The organism is Sphingobacterium anhuiense, assembly GCF_042686355.1.
GTDB lineage: Bacteria > Bacteroidota > Bacteroidia > Sphingobacteriales > Sphingobacteriaceae > Sphingobacterium > Sphingobacterium anhuiense.
Window position 1 is genome coordinate 134,016 of record NZ_JBHUPE010000001.1, and the last position, 19,689, is coordinate 153,704.

Here is a 19,689-nt window from a genome sequence, read left to right on the forward strand (position 1 = left end):
GAAAAAATGAAAGTAATCGGTATTATTCCAGCACGCTATGCCTCTTCCAGATTTCCTGGTAAACCATTAGTTGATATTGGTGGTAAATCCATGATTCAGCGTGTCTATGAGCAAGTTAAAAATACGAGCTGTTTACATGAAGTAATCGTTGCGACAGATGATGACAGAATAGCTGAACATGTAAAGAGCTTCGCAGGAAATGTCATCATGACCGCCTCTTCGCATCAGTCAGGAACAGACCGCTGTGCAGAAGTTATAGCCAAGGTAAGTGGATTTGATATCGTCATCAACATACAGGGTGATGAACCCTTCATCAATCCGTTACAGATCGAGTTGCTAGCATCCTGCTTCGATAAGGAAGAAACACAGATTGCCACACTCGTCAAAAAAATCCATACAGAAGACGAACTGTTTAATGTAAATATACCAAAAGTGGTTCGCAATATTGCCGGACAAGCAATCTATTTTTCAAGACAGACCATCCCCTATCTAAGAGGAATCGAACAGAAGAATTGGTTATCAAAACATAGCTATTTTAAACATATCGGAATCTATGGCTATAGAACTGATGTTTTAAAAGAGTTAACGCAGTTGCCTATCAGTATTTTAGAAGAAACAGAAGCTCTTGAACAACTGCGCTGGATAGAGCACGGATACACTATTCAAACAGCAGAAACAGAGCATGAAACAATCGCTGTAGACACACAAGAAGATTTAGAACGTATTATACAAACGTACTTCACATCCTAGATCAACGGTGTTCTGTAAAATACAATGCACGAACACCGCTTAGTAACTCTATTTTCTCTGCTCCTGTTAAAGAACGGATTTGCTCTTTAATTTGTATCAATTCCGTTAATTGCAAGGGTGTATTTATACCCAGTAAAGCAGCAGTAACCGCCTCATTCGAAAGAACAAAAGAAAGTGCCACAGTCAGATTATTAACATGGTGTTTTTTTGCAAATGCATGTAGATTGCGAATGATATGCTGTACTTCACTTGAGCTATATTGCAGAAAATTCTCAGCTTGTTTATTGATCAACATCCCTTTAGCTACTGCACCTCTTGCTAGAACAGAAATACGATGATGCAATAAATAAGCTCCCATTTCTTCCTCTAAACGTCTATCCAATAAACTGTACTGCATCATAACGGCACTGATATTAGATTTTGCTACGTACTCGCGAATAACATTAGAACGAATCGAAGACAAACCGTAAGTTCGAATTTTGCCCGCACTAACCAGTAAATCGAAAGCTTCGATAATTTCATCAATAGGATCTTCAATGGTACCACCATGAAGCTGGTAAAGATCAATATAATCTGTTTTTAATCGAGACAAAGATGACTCAACAGTTTTCACGATATAACTTTTTGACGCTTTCCAATCCCATCCATTTCCATCGGCTCGCCAGCTATTTCCAACTTTTGTAGATAAAACAATGCGTTTTCTAAAGTCCTGTACCGCTTCCCCTACCAGCATCTCGTTAAATCCTTTTTCATATAAGTCAGCAGTATCAAAAAAATTGATACCGCTGTCAAAAGCTTTACGAATAATTTCAACCCCCTGCTTGTGTTTACTACCTTTCAAAGACATGCACCCCAAGCCGATACTGGAAACCTCGATTGCTGATTTACCTAACTTATTATACTGCATCCTTCACGAAATCCAATAACTCAATATCAAATATTAAAATGCTATTTGGAGGAATAACACCCATGTTTTGACTTCCATATCCTAATTTACTTGGTACATAAAAACGATATTTTGCTCCTTTAGACATTAAAGGAACACCTATTTTCCAGCCTTCAATCACGCGATCTAATTTCATTTTTAGAGGTTCATTACGATCTAATGAGCTATCAAATTTCTTTCCATCCAATAAAGTTCCTGTATAATGTACTGTTACTTCGTTTTCTCGGGTCGGTTTTTCCCCAGTGCCTTCTACCAATACTTCATACTGCAAACCCTCTTCCGTAGTTTTTACAGTTGTTTTTTTAGCATTTTCTGTAAAAAAAGCCTGCTCTTTGGCAAGATTTTCTTTCTCCTTTATTTCTCTCGCTTCGGTAACTGCGCTTTGGATAACCATGCGCAATTGATCTTCTTCAATCAAAGAATTTTGACCATCAAGAGCACTAACTATTGCTTTTCCGATTAACTCTTTATTCCAATTTGTAATCTCCAAATTTTTCAATGTACCACCAATGTCACGTCCAAAAGCATATGACACGGAGTCTGTTTTAGTCGCTAATAATGGTTTTACAGCTGTTGTTTTCTTTACAGTTTTCTTTTTTTGTTGTGCCGTTACAGATAGTGTAGCCAAAGACAATAATGCCAAAGCAATATATTTCATATAATTTTAAGTATGTTTTGACACAATATTAGTAATAATTTCTTGAGTATTGTTCTTATAATCGACAACAACTCGCGATTTACTATTTAGCCAAGCCTCTATAGATAGCATATTTTTTTGTTTTAAGCTCGAAATAACGGGTACACCCATCTCCTCCAGTGCCGCAGCATTCAAATGTTGCTCATACTGATTTTTCATTGGAACCACCAACAATTTCTTTTGAAGGAACAATGCCTCCGCTGGGGTTTCAAATCCAGCCCCACATAGCACTCCCGAAGAACTTGCCATACTAGCAATAAATGCATCATTGTTAATAGGACGTATCGCCACATTCTTCATATCAAAAGCCCGCGAATTATGCTTACTGAAGACCTGCCAACTGATATCTGGAAATTTCATTAAATGTTTCAACAGATGTGCATCATCATATGCCGGTAAATAAACAGTATAGTGACCCTTATCCTGAACATCCAGCTCGCGCACGGAATTACGAATGACAGGAGTGTAAATGTTCTTATTATAGCTTTTAAAATGAAAACCGTAAGCATGCGCCGTGGGAGCATAATTCTTCATAATAAATTTACCCAGCATATCCGTCTCATCTGGTTTGGGACTGGAAGCATCTAACGCAGCGATCTGATGACTCAAACCAATACAGGGAAAATCCTTCATATGAGCAGACCAGGCAGATATGGGTTCAAAATCATTAATAACAAGATCATACTGATCTATAGGAAGTGATTTGATTTCTTGTGTAAATTTACGAACAGTAGAACTCATAAATGTCTTCCAGAGATCTACCCCTCCTGATTTCCCAAAAATAAAACTCAAACCATGCAGGCGATATTTCACTTCAAACGGTAAAACTAAATCCGCTTGGATTCCACTCACCAAAACATCAACCTCTCCAAAATTACGTAAACAAGGCACAACATCCATCGCTCGACTGAGGTGGCCATTACCTGTACCTTGTACCGCATAAAGTATTTTCATAAACTTCGCGATTATTTATCGGCAAAATAAAAATTTTTCATGACAATAAAGTTAAATTTAGGTTACGTTTTTTGTTCTTAACAAAGAATACATTTAAAAATGCGAAGGATATTTTGTAACTTACTATTTATTAACCAATTGCTTCAACATGAAAGGATTATCAATTATAATCTCTTTATTTATTATATTTATAATATGTAGCTCATGGGGATTTTTTGCACATAAAAAAATTAATGAATATGCCGTTTATACCCTTCCTCCAACATTAGCTTCCTTTTATAAGAAAAATATTCTCTTAATTAGTTCAAAAGCCGTAGACGCAGATAAAAGATGCTATATAGATAGCCTTGAATCGCCCCGCCATTATATCGATATTGATGATTATAACGAGCCCTCGATTGACTCGATCCCCATTCACTGGACAAAAGCCAAAGAAAAATATCAGGAAAAACAGCTCTTGTTAAATGGAATTGTGCCTTGGCAAATATCATTTTCCTACAATAAACTCGTCAAAGCATTTAAATTCAAAGATATTAGACAAATCATCCGTCATTCTGCAGACCTAGGGCACTATATTGGTGATGCTCATGTTCCTTTACATACAACCAAAAATTATAACGGACAATTAACCAACCAAATTGGAATACATGCATTTTGGGAAAGTCGTTTACCCGAAATGTTTGTCAAAGAGTATTCATTTATAAAAGGTCCAGCAAAATTTATTGAAGATCCATTGCATACCTCCTGGAATATCGTCAAACAAAGTAACTTGCTTGTTGACTCAGTACTTGCACTTGAAAAACGACTGGATAAATCTTTTTCAAAACATCAAAAATATTCCTTTATAGAGCGAAATAATCTACTGATCAGAACCTATTCCGATGAATATGCCAGGGCCTATCATACTGCCCTCAATGGCATGGTTGAAAAAAGAATGGCTAGTGCTATACAACAAGTGGGGTCATTCTGGTATTCTGCTTGGGTTGAGGCCGGACAACCAGACCTCAAAAATTTACAAAAAGTAACGATAGATGACCAGCCCCTTGATATCAATAATAAAAAAAATATGGGCAGAGAAGAACTATAAAACAACCGGACTATATTCTTTTTAAAAACTGGCACCCTGCAATTAAACAATACATACCTATTTTTGTCCGGTAAATTTTAAGAAGAGCCATAATGAGTAAGAATTTAACGCTATTAGCATTATCCTTAGTTGGATATTCTTATGCTTTTAGTCAAGAAGTAACTAATAATAAGACGTTAACTTTAAAAGATACTACAAATTTAAATGAAGTTATCATTAATCAGAACCGTCTACAGATTCCATTCTCTAAGCAGACCAGAAACATTCAAATTATAACGCAAGAAGATATTAAACGTCTTCCCGCAAAGTCTGTTAATGAACTTTTAGCTTATATTAATGGTGTGGATATCCGTCAAAGAGGTCCTTTCGGTTCACAGGCAGACGTCACAATCGATGGCGGATCATTTGAACAGACCTTGATCCTACTAAATGGAGCAAAAATATCAGATCCACAAACTGCCCATCACTCCCTTAATCTTCCCATTCCTACCGACGCTATTGAACGGATCGAGATCATTAAAGGACCAGCATCCCGTATTTATGGAATCAACAGCCTAACCGGGGCTATTAATATTGTCACAAAAACAGTCTCAGAAAATCTGATCAGTGCACAGGCGTATACCGGCACTTCTTTTAAAAACAGTGAGGATACACAAAACGGAAAATATTACGGCAAGGGTTTTCAATTGGGATTTACCCATAAAATTGCACAATTCAGTCAGCAGCTGTATTTAGGCCATGAAGATTCCAATGGTCAACGCTATAATACAGCTTCAAAAAACAATAAAATCTATTACCAAGGAGCGTATGCACCCGACTCTCTAAATAATATATCGACCTCATTCGGGTATATTGACAATCAATTTGGAGCCAACGGATATTATGCTGCCCCCGGAGACAAAGAATCCTACGAATTGGTGAAAACAGCTTTTGCAACTATACAGTCCAAACATAAACTATCCAATGCACTAACGATATCTCCTAGAATTTCGAACAGATACAACGAGGATGATTACCGTTATTTCAGACATGACCTGAGCAAAGCAAGAAGCCAGCACTACAACAATGCCTTTATGGCCGAATTAAATGCCACATACGAACAAAATTATGGCTCATTCGGCCTTGGAGTTGAAAGCAGATTCGAAAATATCAACAGTTCAAACATCGGTAAGCACAGCCGCGAGAATTATGGTGCTTATGTTGAATTTAAAACTGAAATGATCAAAAATTTATTTATTAATGTAGGTACCTACCTCAATTATAACAGTGACTACAACTGGCAGGTTTTCCCTGGAATAGATCTTGGATATGATATCAATAATCATTGGAAATTGATTTTTAATGCAGGATCGAGCCAAAGGATACCCTCATTTACAGATCTTTACTTAAATCAGAGACCTGCAAACATTGGAAATTCTTCACTTCAAGCCGAAAGAGCAAAACAAGTTGAAGGAGCTATAAAATATACCAGTGGAAATGTTATTGCACAGGCAGGATATTTTTATAGAACAATTAATGATTTTATTGATTGGACACGTAATCGGAACACTGAGCCTTGGCAGCCTCAAAACATGGACAACAATAAAGTACAGGGATTTAACGTCAATTTCCGTATTAATATTAATCCTCAGAATTCCATTACAAAGTATTATGCTGTTATCGGATACAGCTATTTGAATCCCAGAATAAAAAATAATACGACAGAAAATAATTTATCAAAGTACACTATTGAAAGCCTAAGAAATCAGGCAAACCTAAACTTTACTATAAGTCACAGGGATTGGAGTTTTACCACTGCCAATCGTTTTAACGAACGTTTATCTTACAAATCGTACTTTATTTCAGACGTACGTTTAGCACGTCAAATCGACAAGTTAAATCTTTATGTTGACGCGCAAAATCTATTTAATGTCAAATATATAGAGGCCGGAGCTGTACCCATGCCAGGTACCTGGTATTCCTTAGGTGCCAAATATACAATTGCTTATTAAACAAAATAGGTCAGCCTAACTAGACTGACCTATTTTTATTTCTTTTTCAGGACATATCGGAGACCTCCCAAAACATGGGTCTGAAATTTTTCCTCATCAAAAGTCTCTAAGGTGTGACCTAATCCCGTATAGAATGATCGGCCTCCATCAAATTCCTGATACCACGCTATCGGATGAAATTTCCCCATCTTTCCCCCTTTGTAACTTGTTTCATCTAAATCCATCAAAATATGAAGCCCCTCCTTTACCGACTTAAAATCATACCATTCATCGCGGTGAAACCATATCTTTGGTAAATGCTTTGTCGCAAGATGCTTTTGGTTTACAACCCGGATTTGAGCATCCTGAACGGCCGGATGTGAAGAAAAATACCCCCCCACAAGTTGTCCGTACCAAGGCCAGTTAAATTCCGTATCACTTGCAGCATGTATACCTAAAAAACCTTTACCTGATTGAATAAAACGGACAAAAGCAGCTTTTTGACTTTCATTAAAAATATCACCCGTTGTACTCAGAAAAACTAAAGCATCATATCGCGAAAGAATAGAATCCGTAAACAATTGACTGTCCTCAGAATGATCTACTAGCATATTTTTTGAAGATATCAATTGCTTTAAAACAGCAACCCCATGCTCTATACTTTCATGTCTAAATCCAGTAGTTTTTGAAAAAATCAAAATTCTTTCCTGCGCACTCAATTGGGTAACAAAGAAAATAGTGAAGAGAAATGATACTCTTTTAATTATGCTGCACATCATGTTGTTAGGTTTATGCGATTAAATTACGATAAAAATCTAAACTTTCTATAATTAAGTCTTCCGTAACAAAAATATCATAATCACAAGAACCAATTTTATTCAATAAAGCGAAACCAATCTGATTAGAATGATTTTTCTTATCATTATTCATTAAACTCAACAATTCATGATCAATAGAATCATCAAATTGATAATCAGCAAAATTATTTCTAAACGTTGTTATTAAATCCTCTAATTCTTCTAATGAAAGACCATTCAATTTATGTGACAGATAGCCTTCGCAAATCATACCGACAGCAATAGCCTCGCCATGTAGCAACGAATGTTCATCATGAAGTAAAGAATAACCTTCTATTGCATGACCAATAGTATGCCCAAAATTTAAGATTTTCCGTAAACCCTTTTCTGTTGGATCCTGGGTTATGACCGTGTTTTTAACCCCAACGGAATGTTTCACATGCTCGGTCGTTATAGCCGAAACATCCAAATTTTTAACCTTATTATAGTACGCCCCATCAAAAATTAATCCGTGCTTGATAACCTCCGCAAAACCAGAAACCAACTGTCTTCTTTCCAATGTTTTCAAAAACACACTAGCGATAAAGACAGCCTGTGGCTGCGTAAAAGTCCCGATTATATTTTTATAATTATCTAAATCTATTCCCGTCTTACCACCTACAGATGCATCCACTTGAGACAATAATGTTGTCGGAATCTGAATAAAGTCAATACCACGTTTAAAAGTAGAAGCCGCAAATCCCCCCATATCCGTGACCACACCACCACCTAAGTTAATCAACAGACTATGTCTGTCAGCCCCAAAGTCAAGCATTGTTTTCCATACACCGATACAGAAATCAATATTCTTATTTTCTTCACCAGGATCAACCTCAATCACATCGTAGTTTCCCAATTCAGCTAAAATTGGCTGTACAACAGGCATACAGTTATCATTGGTATTGCGATCAACTAAGACAAAAATCTTTGAGTAATTTCGTTCCTGTATAAAGGTTTTTAGAGACTGTAATGAGTCATCAAAGACTACTTGATAGCCTAAACTTTCTATAAATTGCATTTCTAATGGATTCAGTTTACGTTTTTTATAAACAAATTTTGTTATATCTTATACCAATTTTACTTGTTGACCCTCAAACTCGACGATATCATCGGGTCTAACTTTCATTCTTTTCCTATACTCTACCTGACCATTAACGGTCACCATCCCCTCAGTAACAACTAACTGAGCCATAGCACCATGCTCTACCCAATTTAAAGCTTTAAGTAACTGAATTAACGGAATATATTCTCCTTCGATTTTGAATGTTTGCATAAAGCAAAAATAAGTTAATATTTCAGGAATCTCCTAATCAATAAGTGGTAATATTTTTGAATTTAGTACATTTGTGTGGATTAGATTAAAATAATGACACAGATTGCTGAACCCAGAAAACTATCTTTTGATAATACAGAAATTGCATTCAAAAGTAAAACCGATAAAGATTTAGATCGTGCTTATTTACTGTATAAAGTAATAGCAAGTAATTTCTTAGTAAAAGTCGGACCTCCAATTACTAATTTTGCTCTAAATATCGGACTACCTATCCAAGGAATCATTAAGTCAACCATTTTCAAACAGTTTTGCGGTGGCGAAACAATTGAAGGTTGTACATCTGCAATCAATCACCTAGGAGAAAACAATGTGGGTACAATCCTGGATTATTCTGTAGAAGGAGAAGATACTGAGGCCGCATTTGATGCTACTTTTAAGGAAACATTACGCACAGTAGTTGCTGCAAAAACAAATAAATACATCCCTTTTTCAGTATTCAAACCTACAGGGCTTGGCCGTTTCGAATTATTTGAGAAAGTAAACGCAAACGAAACGTTAACAGAAGCAGAGCAAGCAGAGTACAACAGAATGTACGATCGATGTGATGAAATCTGTAAAGCCTGTTACGAAGCTAATGTTAAAGTATTAATTGATGCTGAACACTCTTGGATTCAAGATGCCATTGATGACATAGCCCGCGATATGATGGAAAAATACAATAAAGAACAACCTATTGTATACAACACCTATCAATTGTACAGACATGATAAATTAGCCTCTTTAAAAGCTGATTTTGATTATGCAAAAACACAAAACTTCTTTTTAGGTGCAAAAATCGTACGTGGTGCCTATATGGAAATTGAAAGACAGAGAGCAGCTGAAAAAGGTTACCCATCTCCTATTCAACCTACAAAAGAAGCAACAGACAAAGATTACGATGCCGCTATTCATTTCATACTGGATCATATCGATCGCTTTGGTGTTATGGCAGGCACACACAATGAAGCAAGCAGTCTTTTGTTAGCAAATGAGCTTGACAGACGTGGAATAGATCATAGAAGCGACCGTATATTTTTCGCACAATTGTTGGGTATGTCAGATAATTTAACATTTAATTTATCTGAATCAAACTACAACGTTGCAAAATATATGCCATACGGACCGATAAAAGCTGTTATGCCTTATTTATTCCGTAGAGCACAAGAAAACACATCAGTAGCTGGTCAAACAGGCCGAGAGCTGGGGTTAATCATTAAAGAGAAACAAAGAAGAAAAGCTAGTCGTTAAGACTAGCTTTTTTTATAAATTTGTACCTTCAATAATCAGATATGTCACCCGAATCAATAGAGAAATTCAACAAACTCAATAAAATAGCAGAACCATACGACGCCTTACTTTTTGATGTCGATGGAACCTTAGCTGACAATATAAGTGCGCATAAAGCAGCCTACGTAGCTACAGCAGCAGAATACAATGTCCTGTTGGATGATAGTCTAATCGACGAAACCGCAGGATGGCCAACCATAGCTGTTGCAAAAGAAATCTGTATCCGCTATAACACCACTTTTGATGTTCATGAATTTTCAAAAAGAAAATCAGCCATCTTTATAGAACAGTTCATCCAGCAGACACAACCTATTGATTATGTTGTCGAACATCTAAAATACCAGATTGGAAAGAAACGTATTGCGGCTGTTTCTGGAGGAACCAGATCAACATTAAACATCACACTAACCGTCCTTGGAGTACTTGATAAATTGGAAACCTTGGTGTGTGCCGGTGATACTCCTAATGGAAAACCATCGCCTGAGCCATTTTTATTAGCGGCCGAGAAGCTTCAGGTTGACCCTGCTAAGTGTTTAGTTTACGAGGACGGAATCCCAGGAGTACAAGGAGCTTTGGCTGCTGGAATGGGTGCTGTTCGTATTGATCAGCTTTAAAAACTCGTTACAACCTTTAAACCTCCATTGGTATAATTAAAGTCAGTAGATTTAAGACCCCCAACAGGAAGTTTGACAAATGGCTCTACGGCTATGGACAACTTCTTACCTACTGTCATCTTTTTTCCAATGGAGAGATTAACAAATCCATTAAAATCATTCGTATTTACAGCACTTCCTTTAAATGTTTGTTTAACGTTTTCAGGAGAAGATACCGCCTGACCATTATTAGCCGAAGTATTCTCATTGATGCCATTTACAAAATAATTTTCTTGTGTCTGATCCAAAACCCCAACGTAGGACACCCCAACGGAAGTGTAGAATGATTTACTTACATGATAACGCACATCTACCGGAATATCAATCGTTAAAAGTTTATTATTAACAGCACTTAATTCTTTATCGACAGTTTGTCTAGCCAAAAGTAAAGATTCATTATTTTTCATGACAGGACTATTAGAAACAGCATCATTAAACGCCATGCCAGCTGACTGCACTGCTCCTAAGTTATTTTGTCGATCTACTCCGGCCCCATACTGCTGCATAGAAACGCCTGAACGTATACTGATCTTATCGGTAATTTGGTACGCTAAACTTAATCCCCCCCCCATACTCATCTTATCGACTGTTGAAGACGGAGCCACAAATGCGCCTACCTCCCACTTCTTTATGGCAGATGCAAAATCATGTTTATCGGAATTCAAATTGAATATAGACCCCAGTTTTTCCAATTTCTGAGCAATAGAACTGTTTCCTTCTCCCTCTTTTCTAACGGTATTAGTATTTTGCGCTAGATTATTATTTTTAACTTCTTGCTTTTTAACCTCAACAAGTTCGTTACCACTTTTAGAAGTCATATCAACTGGTTCTTGTTTTACATCATTATCTGTGAAAATTTGCGTAGTCGCTTCCAAAAGATGATCGATAGAAGCAATAGCATGTTCAATTTTGTCTTTAACTATGCTACGTTGATCAGAAGAAGCATCAATAAGCTGTTTCGGTGAATGATCTAATTTCAAAATAGGGGTATCATCCTTATTTGTTTCAACAGTATTTGTTTCAACAGTTAATTTATCTGTATCCAATTTTGTCTCTACCGGTAAGTTTGCAACAATTGCCCCATGATTGACAGCGGACTGATTTAAATACAAAAATGAAGCACTAGCAAAGAGCAGCACAGCAGCAGCTGCACTCCAATACTTCCAGTTCGTTTGCTTCTTAGAAACAAGAGATACATCATGTGACGCAAATTTTTCCCATGCACCTTCCGAATAAGGAAGCTCATGAGCTTTCATTTTGTCGACGATATGGTCTATTAATTCCTTATTTTTTTCTTTTGCCATTTTACACGCTACTTCTTGTTATTTAAATTCCTGTCTTATCTTATGTTGTTCCAAATAAAGCATCCTTAACTTTTGCTTTGCTCGAGTAAGATAAGTACGGGAAGTACTATCCGGGATATGCAACTGCTTTGCAATTTCATCATGCGAAAAACCCTCGATCTCATAAAGATTAAAGATGACACGCTGCAATTCTGGTAAAGAATCGAGCAACTTCATAATATCATCAACCTCTAGATTACTGGAGTTATATACCCTTGGCACATCAAGACTGCCCTCAGCTACATCTTCTAAAGAAGTCATCTCCTTTTTTGAGCGCAGAAAATCAATTGAAATATTAGCTGCAATTCTCCCTATCCATGACCGAAATGATTTCTCCAAAACATCATCCTCAACCAAATGGTTAAAAGAATCCAATCGTCTAAAAATCCGAATAAAAGACTCATTCGTTAATTCTTCAGCATCCACATCAGATTTAACATAGCGAATAATAATAGCCATCAAATATCCATAGTACTTTTTATAGACAAAAGCCTTCCCCTGCTCACGATTTCGTAAACAATCCTCCAGTGCACTTTTAAGTGTTACTTGTTTTTGCTTTTTTAAGTATGTTTGAATAATATTCACTCAATAAGACTATATTAATCCTTAATCTTCATCTAAAATAATACTTTCTGAATTAAGATTATGAAAGTCTTTCTTTTAATTTCTGCCATGCTGTTTTTTTAAGTACATCTTCATAACGATACCGTATTACAAAACGCTACACCGTATTTTATAAATATTATATTGTTTTCACCTCTCATAAATGCAAAAAAAAAGCTATTTTTGTTCGATTTTTATATTATTTAATCCTTACCAATGAGTACTGTATTATCCGAACAGGAACAATTAAGAAGACAGGCATTGCAATCTCTAATAGATTTGGGTATCGACCCATATCCAGCTGAAGAGTTTGAGATCAATGCAAATGCTACTGATATATTAGAAAATTACGATAGAGATAAGCTTAACTATAAGAATATAAGCATTGCAGGACGTATCATGAGCCGTCGTGTTATGGGAAATGCGTCGTTCTTCGAAATTCAAGATAGTTCAGGCCGTATTCAAGCTTACATCAAACGTGATGACATTTGTCCTGATGAGGATAAAACGATGTATAATATCGTTTTTAAGAAATTATTAGATATTGGTGATATCGTTGGTATTAAAGGCTATGTTTTCACAACCCAGACAGATGCCATCTGTGTACATGTTGAAAAACTGACTGTATTATCTAAATCATTACGCCCTCTTCCAATCGTTAAAACTGCAGAAGGAAAAACATATGATGCATTCACAGATCCCGAATTGCGTTATAGAATGCGTTATGTCGATCTAGTAGTTAACCCGCAGAACAAAGAGATCTTTGTAAAAAGAACAAAATTGTTTAGTGCAATGCGTAATTTCTTTAATGACGCAGGTTATATGGAGGTTGAGACTCCAGTATTGCAATCCATCCCTGGCGGTGCTGCGGCCCGTCCATTTATCACACATCACAATGCTTTAGATATGCCTTTATATTTGCGGATTGCAAATGAGTTATATCTAAAACGCCTAATTGTGGGCGGTTTTGATGGTGTTTACGAGTTTTCAAAAAACTTCAGAAATGAAGGTATGGACCGTACTCACAATCCAGAATTCACAGCAATGGAGATCTATGTAGCTTATAAAGACTACAACTGGATGATGAAATTCACAGAACAATTGCTAGAACATTGTGCAATTGCTGTAAACGGCACCACCAAAGCGACATTTGGAGAACATGAAATCGACTTCCGTGCACCTTATAAAAGAATCACAATGGCCGATTCGATTAAAGAGTTCACAGGTTTTGATATTACAGGAAAATCTGAACAAGAAATTTTCGAAGCAGCCAAAGGAATGGGAATTCCGGTCAATAACACCATGGGTAAAGGCAAGTTAATTGATGAGATTTTTGGCGAAAAATGTGAAGGTAAATACATTCAGCCTACATTTATCACAGATTACCCTAAAGAAATGTCGCCATTAACAAAAAAACATCGCGACAATCCTGAAATAACAGAACGCTTTGAGTTAATGGTATGTGGTAAAGAAATTGCAAATGCATATTCGGAGTTAAATGATCCGATCGACCAACGTGAGCGTTTTGAAGCACAAATGGCCTTATCAGCACGTGGCGATGATGAAGCCATGTTTATCGATCAAGATTTCTTACGTGCATTAGAATATGGAATGCCTCCAACATCAGGATTAGGCATTGGTATGGATCGTTTAATTATGTTCCTGACCAACAATGCCTCTATTCAGGAAGTATTATTTTTCCCACAAATGCGACCAGAAAAAATAGTAACAGTAGCTTCGACAGAAGATTTTGTTGCATTGGGTATTCCAGCAGAATGGGTTCCTGTTTTACAAAAAATGGGTTTCAATACTATACCGGAATTAAAAGAAGCTAATCCTAATAAAGTATTCAATGACCTTGGGGGTATGCGTAAAAAAATGAAATTAGAAATCACCTTGCCAACAAAAGACGAAGTCTTGGCATGGTTTGCATAAATAATCAATTCGTACAGAAGCCGGCTGTCCAAAAGGTAGCCGGCTTCTGTTTTTGTAAAAAACGTGTAAAGAATTGTTTACACAGCTCGCTGTGCCTACCAACGCGCATTATCCTAACCACAAAAACAAAGAGCCATCAATTTTTTAATTTATTTAATACTACTTTTAAGTTATAAACATTAAAAAATGAAAAATATACTTTCCATAGATGGTGGTGGAATAAGAGGTATAATACCTGCTCTAGTATTGGTCGTTTTAGAAGAAATTCTTCAAAAGAAGAGCAATGACCCGGATGCACGAATTGCAGAATATTTCGATTTTATTGCAGGAACTAGTACTGGAGGTATCTTAGCCTGCATTTTATTATACCCAAGTGAGGGAAATCCTTCAAAACCTAAGTTTTCTGCTAAAGAGGCATTAGATCTGTACGTCTCCCACGGCACTGATATTTTCAAAACAACAAGATGGAGACGCTTTCTAAGTGAATTCGGATTGGTAAGTGAATTATATTCAGCTACCGCATTAGAGAATGTATTACATGAATATTTTGGCGACACCAAACTAAGCCAACTAATAAAACCCTGTATTATAACGGCCTATAATATTGAACTCCGGAAAAATCATTTTTTTAGACAGCAAAAAGCTATTACACATGGAACAGCACGAGACTTCTATCTAAGAGATGTCTGCAGAGCGACCTCCGCCGCACCTACCTATTTTTCTGTTGCGGAGATTTATTCCATTGCAGGTACAAGATTTCCATTGGTAGACGGTGGCATGGTGGCTCAAAACCCATCCATTTGCGCTTTGATTGAAGTGATGAAAGCTTTTGAAGATACAGAGATAAACGATCTGTTTATGGTCTCATTAGGTACCGGGGTTGCAAAAAAAGCTTATAACTATGAGCATTTTAAGAAAAAACTAGCCATTACCATTGGTCCAGCTTTAGTCGATATTATGACAAGTGCCTCTGCAGAGAGTACCGAATTTTTTATTGAGCAACTGTTTCAATTCAATAGAAAATCCAAAAACTACATCCGACTAGAGCCAACAAATATGTCAAGTGTTGAGTCCTCCATGGATGCGGCATCCAAAAACAACATCCAAAAACTTATCTCGCTAGCAGATAGACTGATGAGCGAAAATGAAGTTCAACTCACCAGGATAGTGGATCATCTAATAAAAGAAAAAGAGGCAAAAAACAAGAAAAATCCGTGGTCTAAGTTGATGGATAGGTTGTAAAAGTTTACATTTACGCATATTTTAAATCTATATGGCACTGAATATCGTTTGGATCTCATTTTTTGTAATTGCGTTCATCGTTGCTTTGATCAAGCTTATTTTCTTTGGGGACACCGAAATTTTCATGAAAATTATCAATGGCATGTTTGACAGTGCTAAAAACGGTGCCGAAATCTCCTTAGGTCTCGTCGGCATGATGACATTCTGGTTAGGCATTATGAAAGTGGGTGAAAAAGCAGGAATGATTACCTTGTTTGCAAAAGCTGTAAATCCATTTTTCAGCAAGCTCTTCCCTGGAATCCCAAAAAACCATCCTGCAAACGGCTCTATTATTATGAATTTTTCAGCCAATATGCTAGGTTTAGATAATGCGGCAACACCGGTTGGACTAAAAGCAATGCAGGAACTGCAAGAACTTAATCCAGAAAAGGAAACCGCGACGAATGCACAAATTATGTTCTTAGTGCTCAATACCGCTGGAATAGCACTTATTCCAACATCGGTAATTGCTCTAAGAATGGCCAATGGAGCAGCAAACCCCGCAGATATTTTTATTCCAGCTTTGATAGGAACCTTTATTTCGTTTATATCAGGGATGATCGCTGTTGCATTCTTTCAAAAAATAAACCTCTTTAAACTACCCATCCTGATATTCCTAGGCAGTTTCATTGTCATGATGGCTGGACTATATTTCGGTTTAAATGGCCTGCCTCCAGAAAAAATTGAAATTGTAACCGGACTAATCGGTGGTGTTTTAATTTTTTCCATCATCATCCTATTTATCGTTTACGGCGCGTTTAAAAAACTAAATGTTTACGATGCCTTTATAGATGGTGCAAAAGACGGATTTAAAACATCCATCATGATCATTCCCTTTTTAATCGCCATACTGGTGGCTATATCTGCTTTCCGAACAACAGGATGTATGGACTATATTGTGAATGCAATCGGTTCTTGTTTCGCTTATTTTGGCTTGGACACACGTTTTGTACCAGCTCTTCCAGTAGGATTAATGAAAACATTAAGTGGTGGTGGCGCTAGAGGACTTATGGTCGATGTCATGCAGGCATATGGAGCAGATTCGTTTCAAGGACGACTTGCCAGTGTTATCCAAGGTTCCTCCGAAACAACTTTTTACGTTCTAGCAGTATATTTTGGCTCTGTAGGCATTAAAAACACTAGACATGCGCTTATATGTGGCTTAATTGCCGATCTTGTGGGACTAATTGCAGCTATTATTTTAGCGTACATCTTTTTTGGTTAAACTTTAATCTTTCAATAACATGAAAAAAACAATTGCTTTAATTGCACACGATGGTAAAAAACCAGAAATGGTTGCCTTTGTAAAAGACCATATTGAGTTCTTAAAAAAAGCTCATCTAGTCGCGACAGGCACCACCGGTTCTTATGTAAAACAAACAGGACTCGAAGTCGAATTAAAGTTAAGCGGACCTATGGGCGGAGATGCACAGATTGCAGCATTAGCAGCAGAAGGTAAAGTAGATGGAATCATATTTTTCAGAGATGCATTAGGTAAACATGCACATGAACCCGATATTCAGATGCTGATGCGGGTTTGTGATTTGTACAACGTACCATTAGCAACCAATCCCGCAACTGGAAGCCTAATTATCGAAGGTCTACTGGAAGATGAACTATAACCAGGAATTTAATATTCACTTCATAAATTCCTAATCCCCTTATTATTTTTTATATTTAGAGATATGAATGATAATGAAATCTTGGTAACAATAGGTAATACGCCATACACAACAACAATTAAGCATGGAAATAATACGCTAATTGCAGATGAACCAGAAGAATTAGGAGGTCAAGATGAAGGATTCAATCCGCCTGCACTTTTACTATCTTCACTGGGTTCATGTAAAGCAATGACAGTTAAGATGTATGCTGACCGCAAAAAATGGGATTTACAGGAGGTAAATATTAAACTTTCATACGAAATTTTAAAAAGTGAACTGCAACAGACCACCTATATCAAATGTCATGTTTCTCTTAAAGGAAATCTAGATAAAGATCAAAAAGACAGACTTCTCCAAATTTCAGAAAAATGTCCTATTCACAAAATTCTTTCTAATCCGATTATTATTTCTTCCAACCTGATCTAAAAAAATCAATTAGAATTTTTGATTATATCCACGAGATGCTATATTTGTCGCCACAAAGAATCATGAACATGCAAAATGAACAGCACACTCCTATTGACTCTCCTTTTACTTCAATAAAAAGAGAAAATTGGAAAAAACTGAACGGTCACTTTAAGCACACATTTTCGCAACACGACTTGGATCAATTGCATGCACTTAATGAACCATTGAATGCAGAAGAAATCGAAGATGTCTATTTCCCTTTAAGTCATCTCTTGGGTATTCATATTGAACGGTTTCAAGATTTACACAGAAGCACAAATCATTTTTTCGAAAAAAATGAAAGTACACTTCCCTTTATTATTGGCATTGCTGGCTCTGTAGCTGTAGGTAAAAGTACAACAGCACGTGTATTGCAACGCGTCCTGACTTTATTGCCCAGTAAACCAAAAGTAGATTTAGTAACGACTGATGGATTTCTGTACCCGAATCATATCCTGAATGAAAGAGGCATAATGAATCGTAAAGGTTTTCCGGAAAGTTACGATGCTAAAAAATTAATACAGTTCCTTTCCGCTATAAAATCAGGCATGGGATCACTTTCAGTACCCCTGTACAGCCATTTAGAATATGATGTCTTACCTGATGACCAGCAACAGCTGATCCATCATCCTGATATCTTAATCGTCGAAGGCATTAATGTACTGCAGGTCAATTCGCAAAGACCAAGAAAAGGACATAGTGTATTCGTGTCAGATTTTTTTGATTATACCATATATGTTCATGCCAGCGAAAAAAACTTATTAGAGTGGTATACCAACAGGTTTGAATCTTTAAGACGTACAGCATTTCAAAATCCGGCCTCATTCTTTCACAAATATGCCGATATGAATACTGAAGAAAGTATCCAGATGGCACATCAGATCTGGAATGAGATCAACAAACCAAATCTGGTCCAGAATATTTTACCAACACGGTACCGCGCTGATCTAATTTTAGAAAAAGGCAGTCATCACTTTGTTAAAAATGTAAAGGTCCGTAAGATTTAATCTTCCCGCGTACGAAATAATAAGATCTCATTTAAAATTTCATTCTGAATTTGATAATGTAATTTATTGCTACTCGATATAGTATTGAGCTCAATCTTATATTTCACAAAGTCCTTACCGATTTCGGCAACTTTTATTTTAAATAAATCGTCCCAGATAATATTCTTATTTATTTTCAGGATTGGTCTTAAATGATTTTCAACAGATTGGACATGCAACGGTTTTTCTAAAGGAAGTTCAAATTTAACGATCAGTTTATTCGACTTTTGAGAAGATTTATTGACCATCGTTGACGTGAATATCAAATTATTTGGTATTAGCACAACATCATCATCTTCATCACGAACGACAATATTTGCCAAAGTAATATCAACAATTTTACCCTGATAATTACTAATTTTAATATGGTCTCCAATGGAAAATTGATCAGAAAACATAACCAGCAATCCACTGATCATATTGGTAATATACTCCCTAAATATAACCGCAATAGCCATCGCAACGATGGTCATGCTGGTTATAAACTCCTTAGGATCAATTCCCAGCGCAACCATCAACGTAATCACAATCATACCAGCATTCAATACTGTAGCAACACGGGAAATACCTAGTACAAAATTTCCTCTCACATCATGGTTTGCATGTTTACGGTTATACAGCGAAACAATCAAGAACCGGCCGATTGAGATCAACAGATTGGCGGTCAAAAAAGTATTTAAAGCATAAGCAAAGTGAAGAATAATCTTGTTTTTCTCGTAAAAAGAGGCTAAACCGACAAAAGAATAGCTTAAAGCTATCCACAAAGCACAACGAAATACAAAAGATAGGGATAATTTATTTTTAACCATTGAAATCTAATTTTCTTTAGCAACTAAACTAATCATTTTTCATTCAATACAAAAAAATGATACTCCTAA

General features: G+C 36.5%; 20 protein-coding genes. 11 read left to right on the forward strand and 9 right to left on the reverse strand.

Features of this window, described 5'->3' with window-relative positions; all coding sequences use genetic code 11:
• Positions 1–6 precede the first annotated feature (6 nt).
• A complete protein-coding gene (gene kdsB, locus ACFS6I_RS00555) occupies positions 7–750 on the forward strand; it encodes a 3-deoxy-manno-octulosonate cytidylyltransferase (protein WP_132841614.1) in 744 nt (247 codons plus the stop codon).
• A gap of 1 nt (position 751) precedes the next feature.
• Here the strand turns inward: kdsB and ACFS6I_RS00560 are convergent, their stop codons facing one another.
• From ACFS6I_RS00560 to ACFS6I_RS00570, 3 genes are read right to left on the reverse strand one after another with little or no spacing between them, the layout of a single operon-like run.
• The gene (locus tag ACFS6I_RS00560) at positions 752–1,657 is read right to left on the reverse strand and encodes an aldo/keto reductase (protein WP_380917370.1); all 906 of its coding nucleotides are present in this window, start codon (positions 1,655–1,657) and stop codon (positions 752–754) included.
• On the reverse strand, positions 1,647–2,354 hold the full coding sequence (locus ACFS6I_RS00565; RefSeq protein WP_132771371.1) for an FKBP-type peptidyl-prolyl cis-trans isomerase: 708 nt from the start codon (positions 2,352–2,354) through the stop codon (positions 1,647–1,649). The genes ACFS6I_RS00560 and ACFS6I_RS00565 overlap by 11 nt, the downstream gene beginning before the upstream one ends.
• A gap of 6 nt (positions 2,355–2,360) precedes the next feature.
• Positions 2,361–3,347 (reverse strand): glycosyltransferase family protein, encoded by a 987-nt coding sequence (locus ACFS6I_RS00570; protein WP_021188742.1) that lies wholly within the window; start codon positions 3,345–3,347, stop codon positions 2,361–2,363.
• A 148-nt stretch (positions 3,348–3,495) separates the two neighbouring features.
• On the opposite strand from ACFS6I_RS00570, the gene ACFS6I_RS00575 reads away from it, so the two are divergent.
• Together ACFS6I_RS00575 and ACFS6I_RS00580 are read left to right on the forward strand one after the other, a co-directional pair.
• Positions 3,496–4,434: a zinc dependent phospholipase C family protein gene (locus ACFS6I_RS00575; RefSeq protein ID WP_380917373.1), complete on the forward strand. Its 939-nt coding sequence runs from the start codon at positions 3,496–3,498 to the stop codon at positions 4,432–4,434.
• Positions 4,435–4,526: 92 nt separating this feature from the next.
• Positions 4,527–6,425 (forward strand): TonB-dependent receptor plug domain-containing protein, encoded by a 1,899-nt coding sequence (locus ACFS6I_RS00580; RefSeq protein WP_380917375.1) that lies wholly within the window; start codon positions 4,527–4,529, stop codon positions 6,423–6,425.
• 35 nt (positions 6,426–6,460) lie between these two features.
• On the opposite strand, the gene ACFS6I_RS00585 is transcribed toward ACFS6I_RS00580, so the two are convergent.
• The 3 genes from ACFS6I_RS00585 to ACFS6I_RS00595 are packed head-to-tail and all read right to left on the reverse strand — an operon-like array spanning position 6,461 to position 8,513.
• Positions 6,461–7,183: a ThuA domain-containing protein gene (locus tag ACFS6I_RS00585; RefSeq protein ID WP_380917377.1), complete on the reverse strand. Its 723-nt coding sequence runs from the start codon at positions 7,181–7,183 to the stop codon at positions 6,461–6,463.
• A 10-nt stretch (positions 7,184–7,193) separates the two neighbouring features.
• The gene (gene aroB, locus ACFS6I_RS00590; RefSeq protein ID WP_380917379.1) at positions 7,194–8,258 is read right to left on the reverse strand and encodes a 3-dehydroquinate synthase; all 1,065 of its coding nucleotides are present in this window, start codon (positions 8,256–8,258) and stop codon (positions 7,194–7,196) included.
• Positions 8,259–8,306: 48 nt separating this feature from the next.
• A complete protein-coding gene (locus tag ACFS6I_RS00595; RefSeq protein ID WP_132771366.1) occupies positions 8,307–8,513 on the reverse strand; it encodes an RNA-binding S4 domain-containing protein in 207 nt (68 codons plus the stop codon).
• A gap of 93 nt (positions 8,514–8,606) precedes the next feature.
• Here ACFS6I_RS00595 and ACFS6I_RS00600 point away from each other — a divergent pair, with 93 nt between their 5' ends.
• Positions 8,607–9,800 (forward strand): proline dehydrogenase family protein, encoded by a 1,194-nt coding sequence (locus ACFS6I_RS00600; protein WP_132771365.1) that lies wholly within the window; start codon positions 8,607–8,609, stop codon positions 9,798–9,800.
• 41 nt (positions 9,801–9,841) lie between these two features.
• Positions 9,842–10,453 (forward strand): HAD family hydrolase, encoded by a 612-nt coding sequence (locus ACFS6I_RS00605; RefSeq protein WP_208696567.1) that lies wholly within the window; start codon positions 9,842–9,844, stop codon positions 10,451–10,453.
• Here ACFS6I_RS00605 and ACFS6I_RS00610 read toward each other — a convergent pair.
• Positions 10,450–11,796 (reverse strand): hypothetical protein, encoded by a 1,347-nt coding sequence (locus tag ACFS6I_RS00610; RefSeq protein WP_168126031.1) that lies wholly within the window; start codon positions 11,794–11,796, stop codon positions 10,450–10,452. The two genes, ACFS6I_RS00605 and ACFS6I_RS00610, sit on opposite strands and share 4 nt — an antisense overlap.
• An 18-nt stretch (positions 11,797–11,814) precedes the next feature.
• A complete protein-coding gene (locus ACFS6I_RS00615; protein ID WP_021191668.1) occupies positions 11,815–12,420 on the reverse strand; it encodes an RNA polymerase sigma factor in 606 nt (201 codons plus the stop codon).
• A gap of 234 nt (positions 12,421–12,654) precedes the next feature.
• On the opposite strand from ACFS6I_RS00615, the gene lysS reads away from it, so the two are divergent.
• The 6 genes from lysS (at position 12,655) to coaA (ending at position 18,772) form a co-directional block, all read left to right on the forward strand.
• Entirely contained in the window at positions 12,655–14,373 is a 1,719-nt protein-coding gene (gene lysS / locus ACFS6I_RS00620) for a lysine--tRNA ligase (protein ID WP_380917382.1), read from the forward strand.
• A 186-nt stretch (positions 14,374–14,559) separates the two neighbouring features.
• The gene (locus ACFS6I_RS00625; RefSeq protein ID WP_380917384.1) at positions 14,560–15,615 is read left to right on the forward strand and encodes a patatin-like phospholipase family protein; all 1,056 of its coding nucleotides are present in this window, start codon (positions 14,560–14,562) and stop codon (positions 15,613–15,615) included.
• Positions 15,616–15,646: 31 nt separating this feature from the next.
• A complete protein-coding gene (locus ACFS6I_RS00630) occupies positions 15,647–16,879 on the forward strand; it encodes a nucleoside recognition domain-containing protein (protein ID WP_183914425.1) in 1,233 nt (410 codons plus the stop codon).
• Between the two features lie 19 nt (positions 16,880–16,898).
• Positions 16,899–17,276 (forward strand): methylglyoxal synthase, encoded by a 378-nt coding sequence (locus ACFS6I_RS00635; RefSeq protein ID WP_021191664.1) that lies wholly within the window; start codon positions 16,899–16,901, stop codon positions 17,274–17,276.
• A 63-nt stretch (positions 17,277–17,339) separates the two neighbouring features.
• Entirely contained in the window at positions 17,340–17,744 is a 405-nt protein-coding gene (locus ACFS6I_RS00640) for an OsmC family protein (protein ID WP_132771359.1), read from the forward strand.
• Positions 17,745–17,812: 68 nt separating this feature from the next.
• A complete protein-coding gene (gene coaA, locus ACFS6I_RS00645) occupies positions 17,813–18,772 on the forward strand; it encodes a type I pantothenate kinase (protein ID WP_132771480.1) in 960 nt (319 codons plus the stop codon).
• On the opposite strand, the gene ACFS6I_RS00650 is transcribed toward coaA, so the two are convergent.
• On the reverse strand, positions 18,769–19,620 hold the full coding sequence (locus ACFS6I_RS00650; protein ID WP_132841601.1) for a mechanosensitive ion channel family protein: 852 nt from the start codon (positions 19,618–19,620) through the stop codon (positions 18,769–18,771). The genes coaA and ACFS6I_RS00650 overlap by 4 nt on opposite strands.
• Positions 19,621–19,689: the final 69 nt, after the last annotated feature.

Excerpts from the sequence above, each read along its gene's own strand:
- ACFS6I_RS00575 (WP_380917373.1), top strand. The coding sequence starts at position 3,496 with ATGAAAGGATTATCAATTATAATCTCTTTATTTATTATATTTATAATA.
- ACFS6I_RS00565 (WP_132771371.1), bottom strand. The coding sequence starts at position 2,354 with ATGAAATATATTGCTTTGGCATTATTGTCTTTGGCTACACTATCTGTA.
- ACFS6I_RS00580 (WP_380917375.1), top strand. The coding sequence starts at position 4,527 with ATGAGTAAGAATTTAACGCTATTAGCATTATCCTTAGTTGGATATTCT.
- ACFS6I_RS00560 (WP_380917370.1), bottom strand. The coding sequence starts at position 1,657 with ATGCAGTATAATAAGTTAGGTAAATCAGCAATCGAGGTTTCCAGTATC.
- ACFS6I_RS00630 (WP_183914425.1), top strand. The coding sequence starts at position 15,647 with ATGGCACTGAATATCGTTTGGATCTCATTTTTTGTAATTGCGTTCATC.
- ACFS6I_RS00585 (WP_380917377.1), bottom strand. The coding sequence starts at position 7,183 with ATGATGTGCAGCATAATTAAAAGAGTATCATTTCTCTTCACTATTTTC.
- ACFS6I_RS00640 (WP_132771359.1), top strand. The coding sequence starts at position 17,340 with ATGAATGATAATGAAATCTTGGTAACAATAGGTAATACGCCATACACA.
- ACFS6I_RS00625 (WP_380917384.1), top strand. The coding sequence starts at position 14,560 with ATGAAAAATATACTTTCCATAGATGGTGGTGGAATAAGAGGTATAATA.
- ACFS6I_RS00570 (WP_021188742.1), bottom strand. The coding sequence starts at position 3,347 with ATGAAAATACTTTATGCGGTACAAGGTACAGGTAATGGCCACCTCAGT.
- ACFS6I_RS00605 (WP_208696567.1), top strand. The coding sequence starts at position 9,842 with ATGTCACCCGAATCAATAGAGAAATTCAACAAACTCAATAAAATAGCA.
- ACFS6I_RS00635 (WP_021191664.1), top strand. The coding sequence starts at position 16,899 with ATGAAAAAAACAATTGCTTTAATTGCACACGATGGTAAAAAACCAGAA.
- ACFS6I_RS00610 (WP_168126031.1), bottom strand. The coding sequence starts at position 11,796 with ATGGCAAAAGAAAAAAATAAGGAATTAATAGACCATATCGTCGACAAA.
- ACFS6I_RS00650 (WP_132841601.1), bottom strand. The coding sequence starts at position 19,620 with ATGGTTAAAAATAAATTATCCCTATCTTTTGTATTTCGTTGTGCTTTG.
- aroB (WP_380917379.1), bottom strand. The coding sequence starts at position 8,258 with ATGCAATTTATAGAAAGTTTAGGCTATCAAGTAGTCTTTGATGACTCA.
- ACFS6I_RS00595 (WP_132771366.1), bottom strand. The coding sequence starts at position 8,513 with ATGCAAACATTCAAAATCGAAGGAGAATATATTCCGTTAATTCAGTTA.
- coaA (WP_132771480.1), top strand. The coding sequence starts at position 17,813 with ATGCAAAATGAACAGCACACTCCTATTGACTCTCCTTTTACTTCAATA.
- lysS (WP_380917382.1), top strand. The coding sequence starts at position 12,655 with ATGAGTACTGTATTATCCGAACAGGAACAATTAAGAAGACAGGCATTG.
- kdsB (WP_132841614.1), top strand. The coding sequence starts at position 7 with ATGAAAGTAATCGGTATTATTCCAGCACGCTATGCCTCTTCCAGATTT.
- ACFS6I_RS00600 (WP_132771365.1), top strand. The coding sequence starts at position 8,607 with ATGACACAGATTGCTGAACCCAGAAAACTATCTTTTGATAATACAGAA.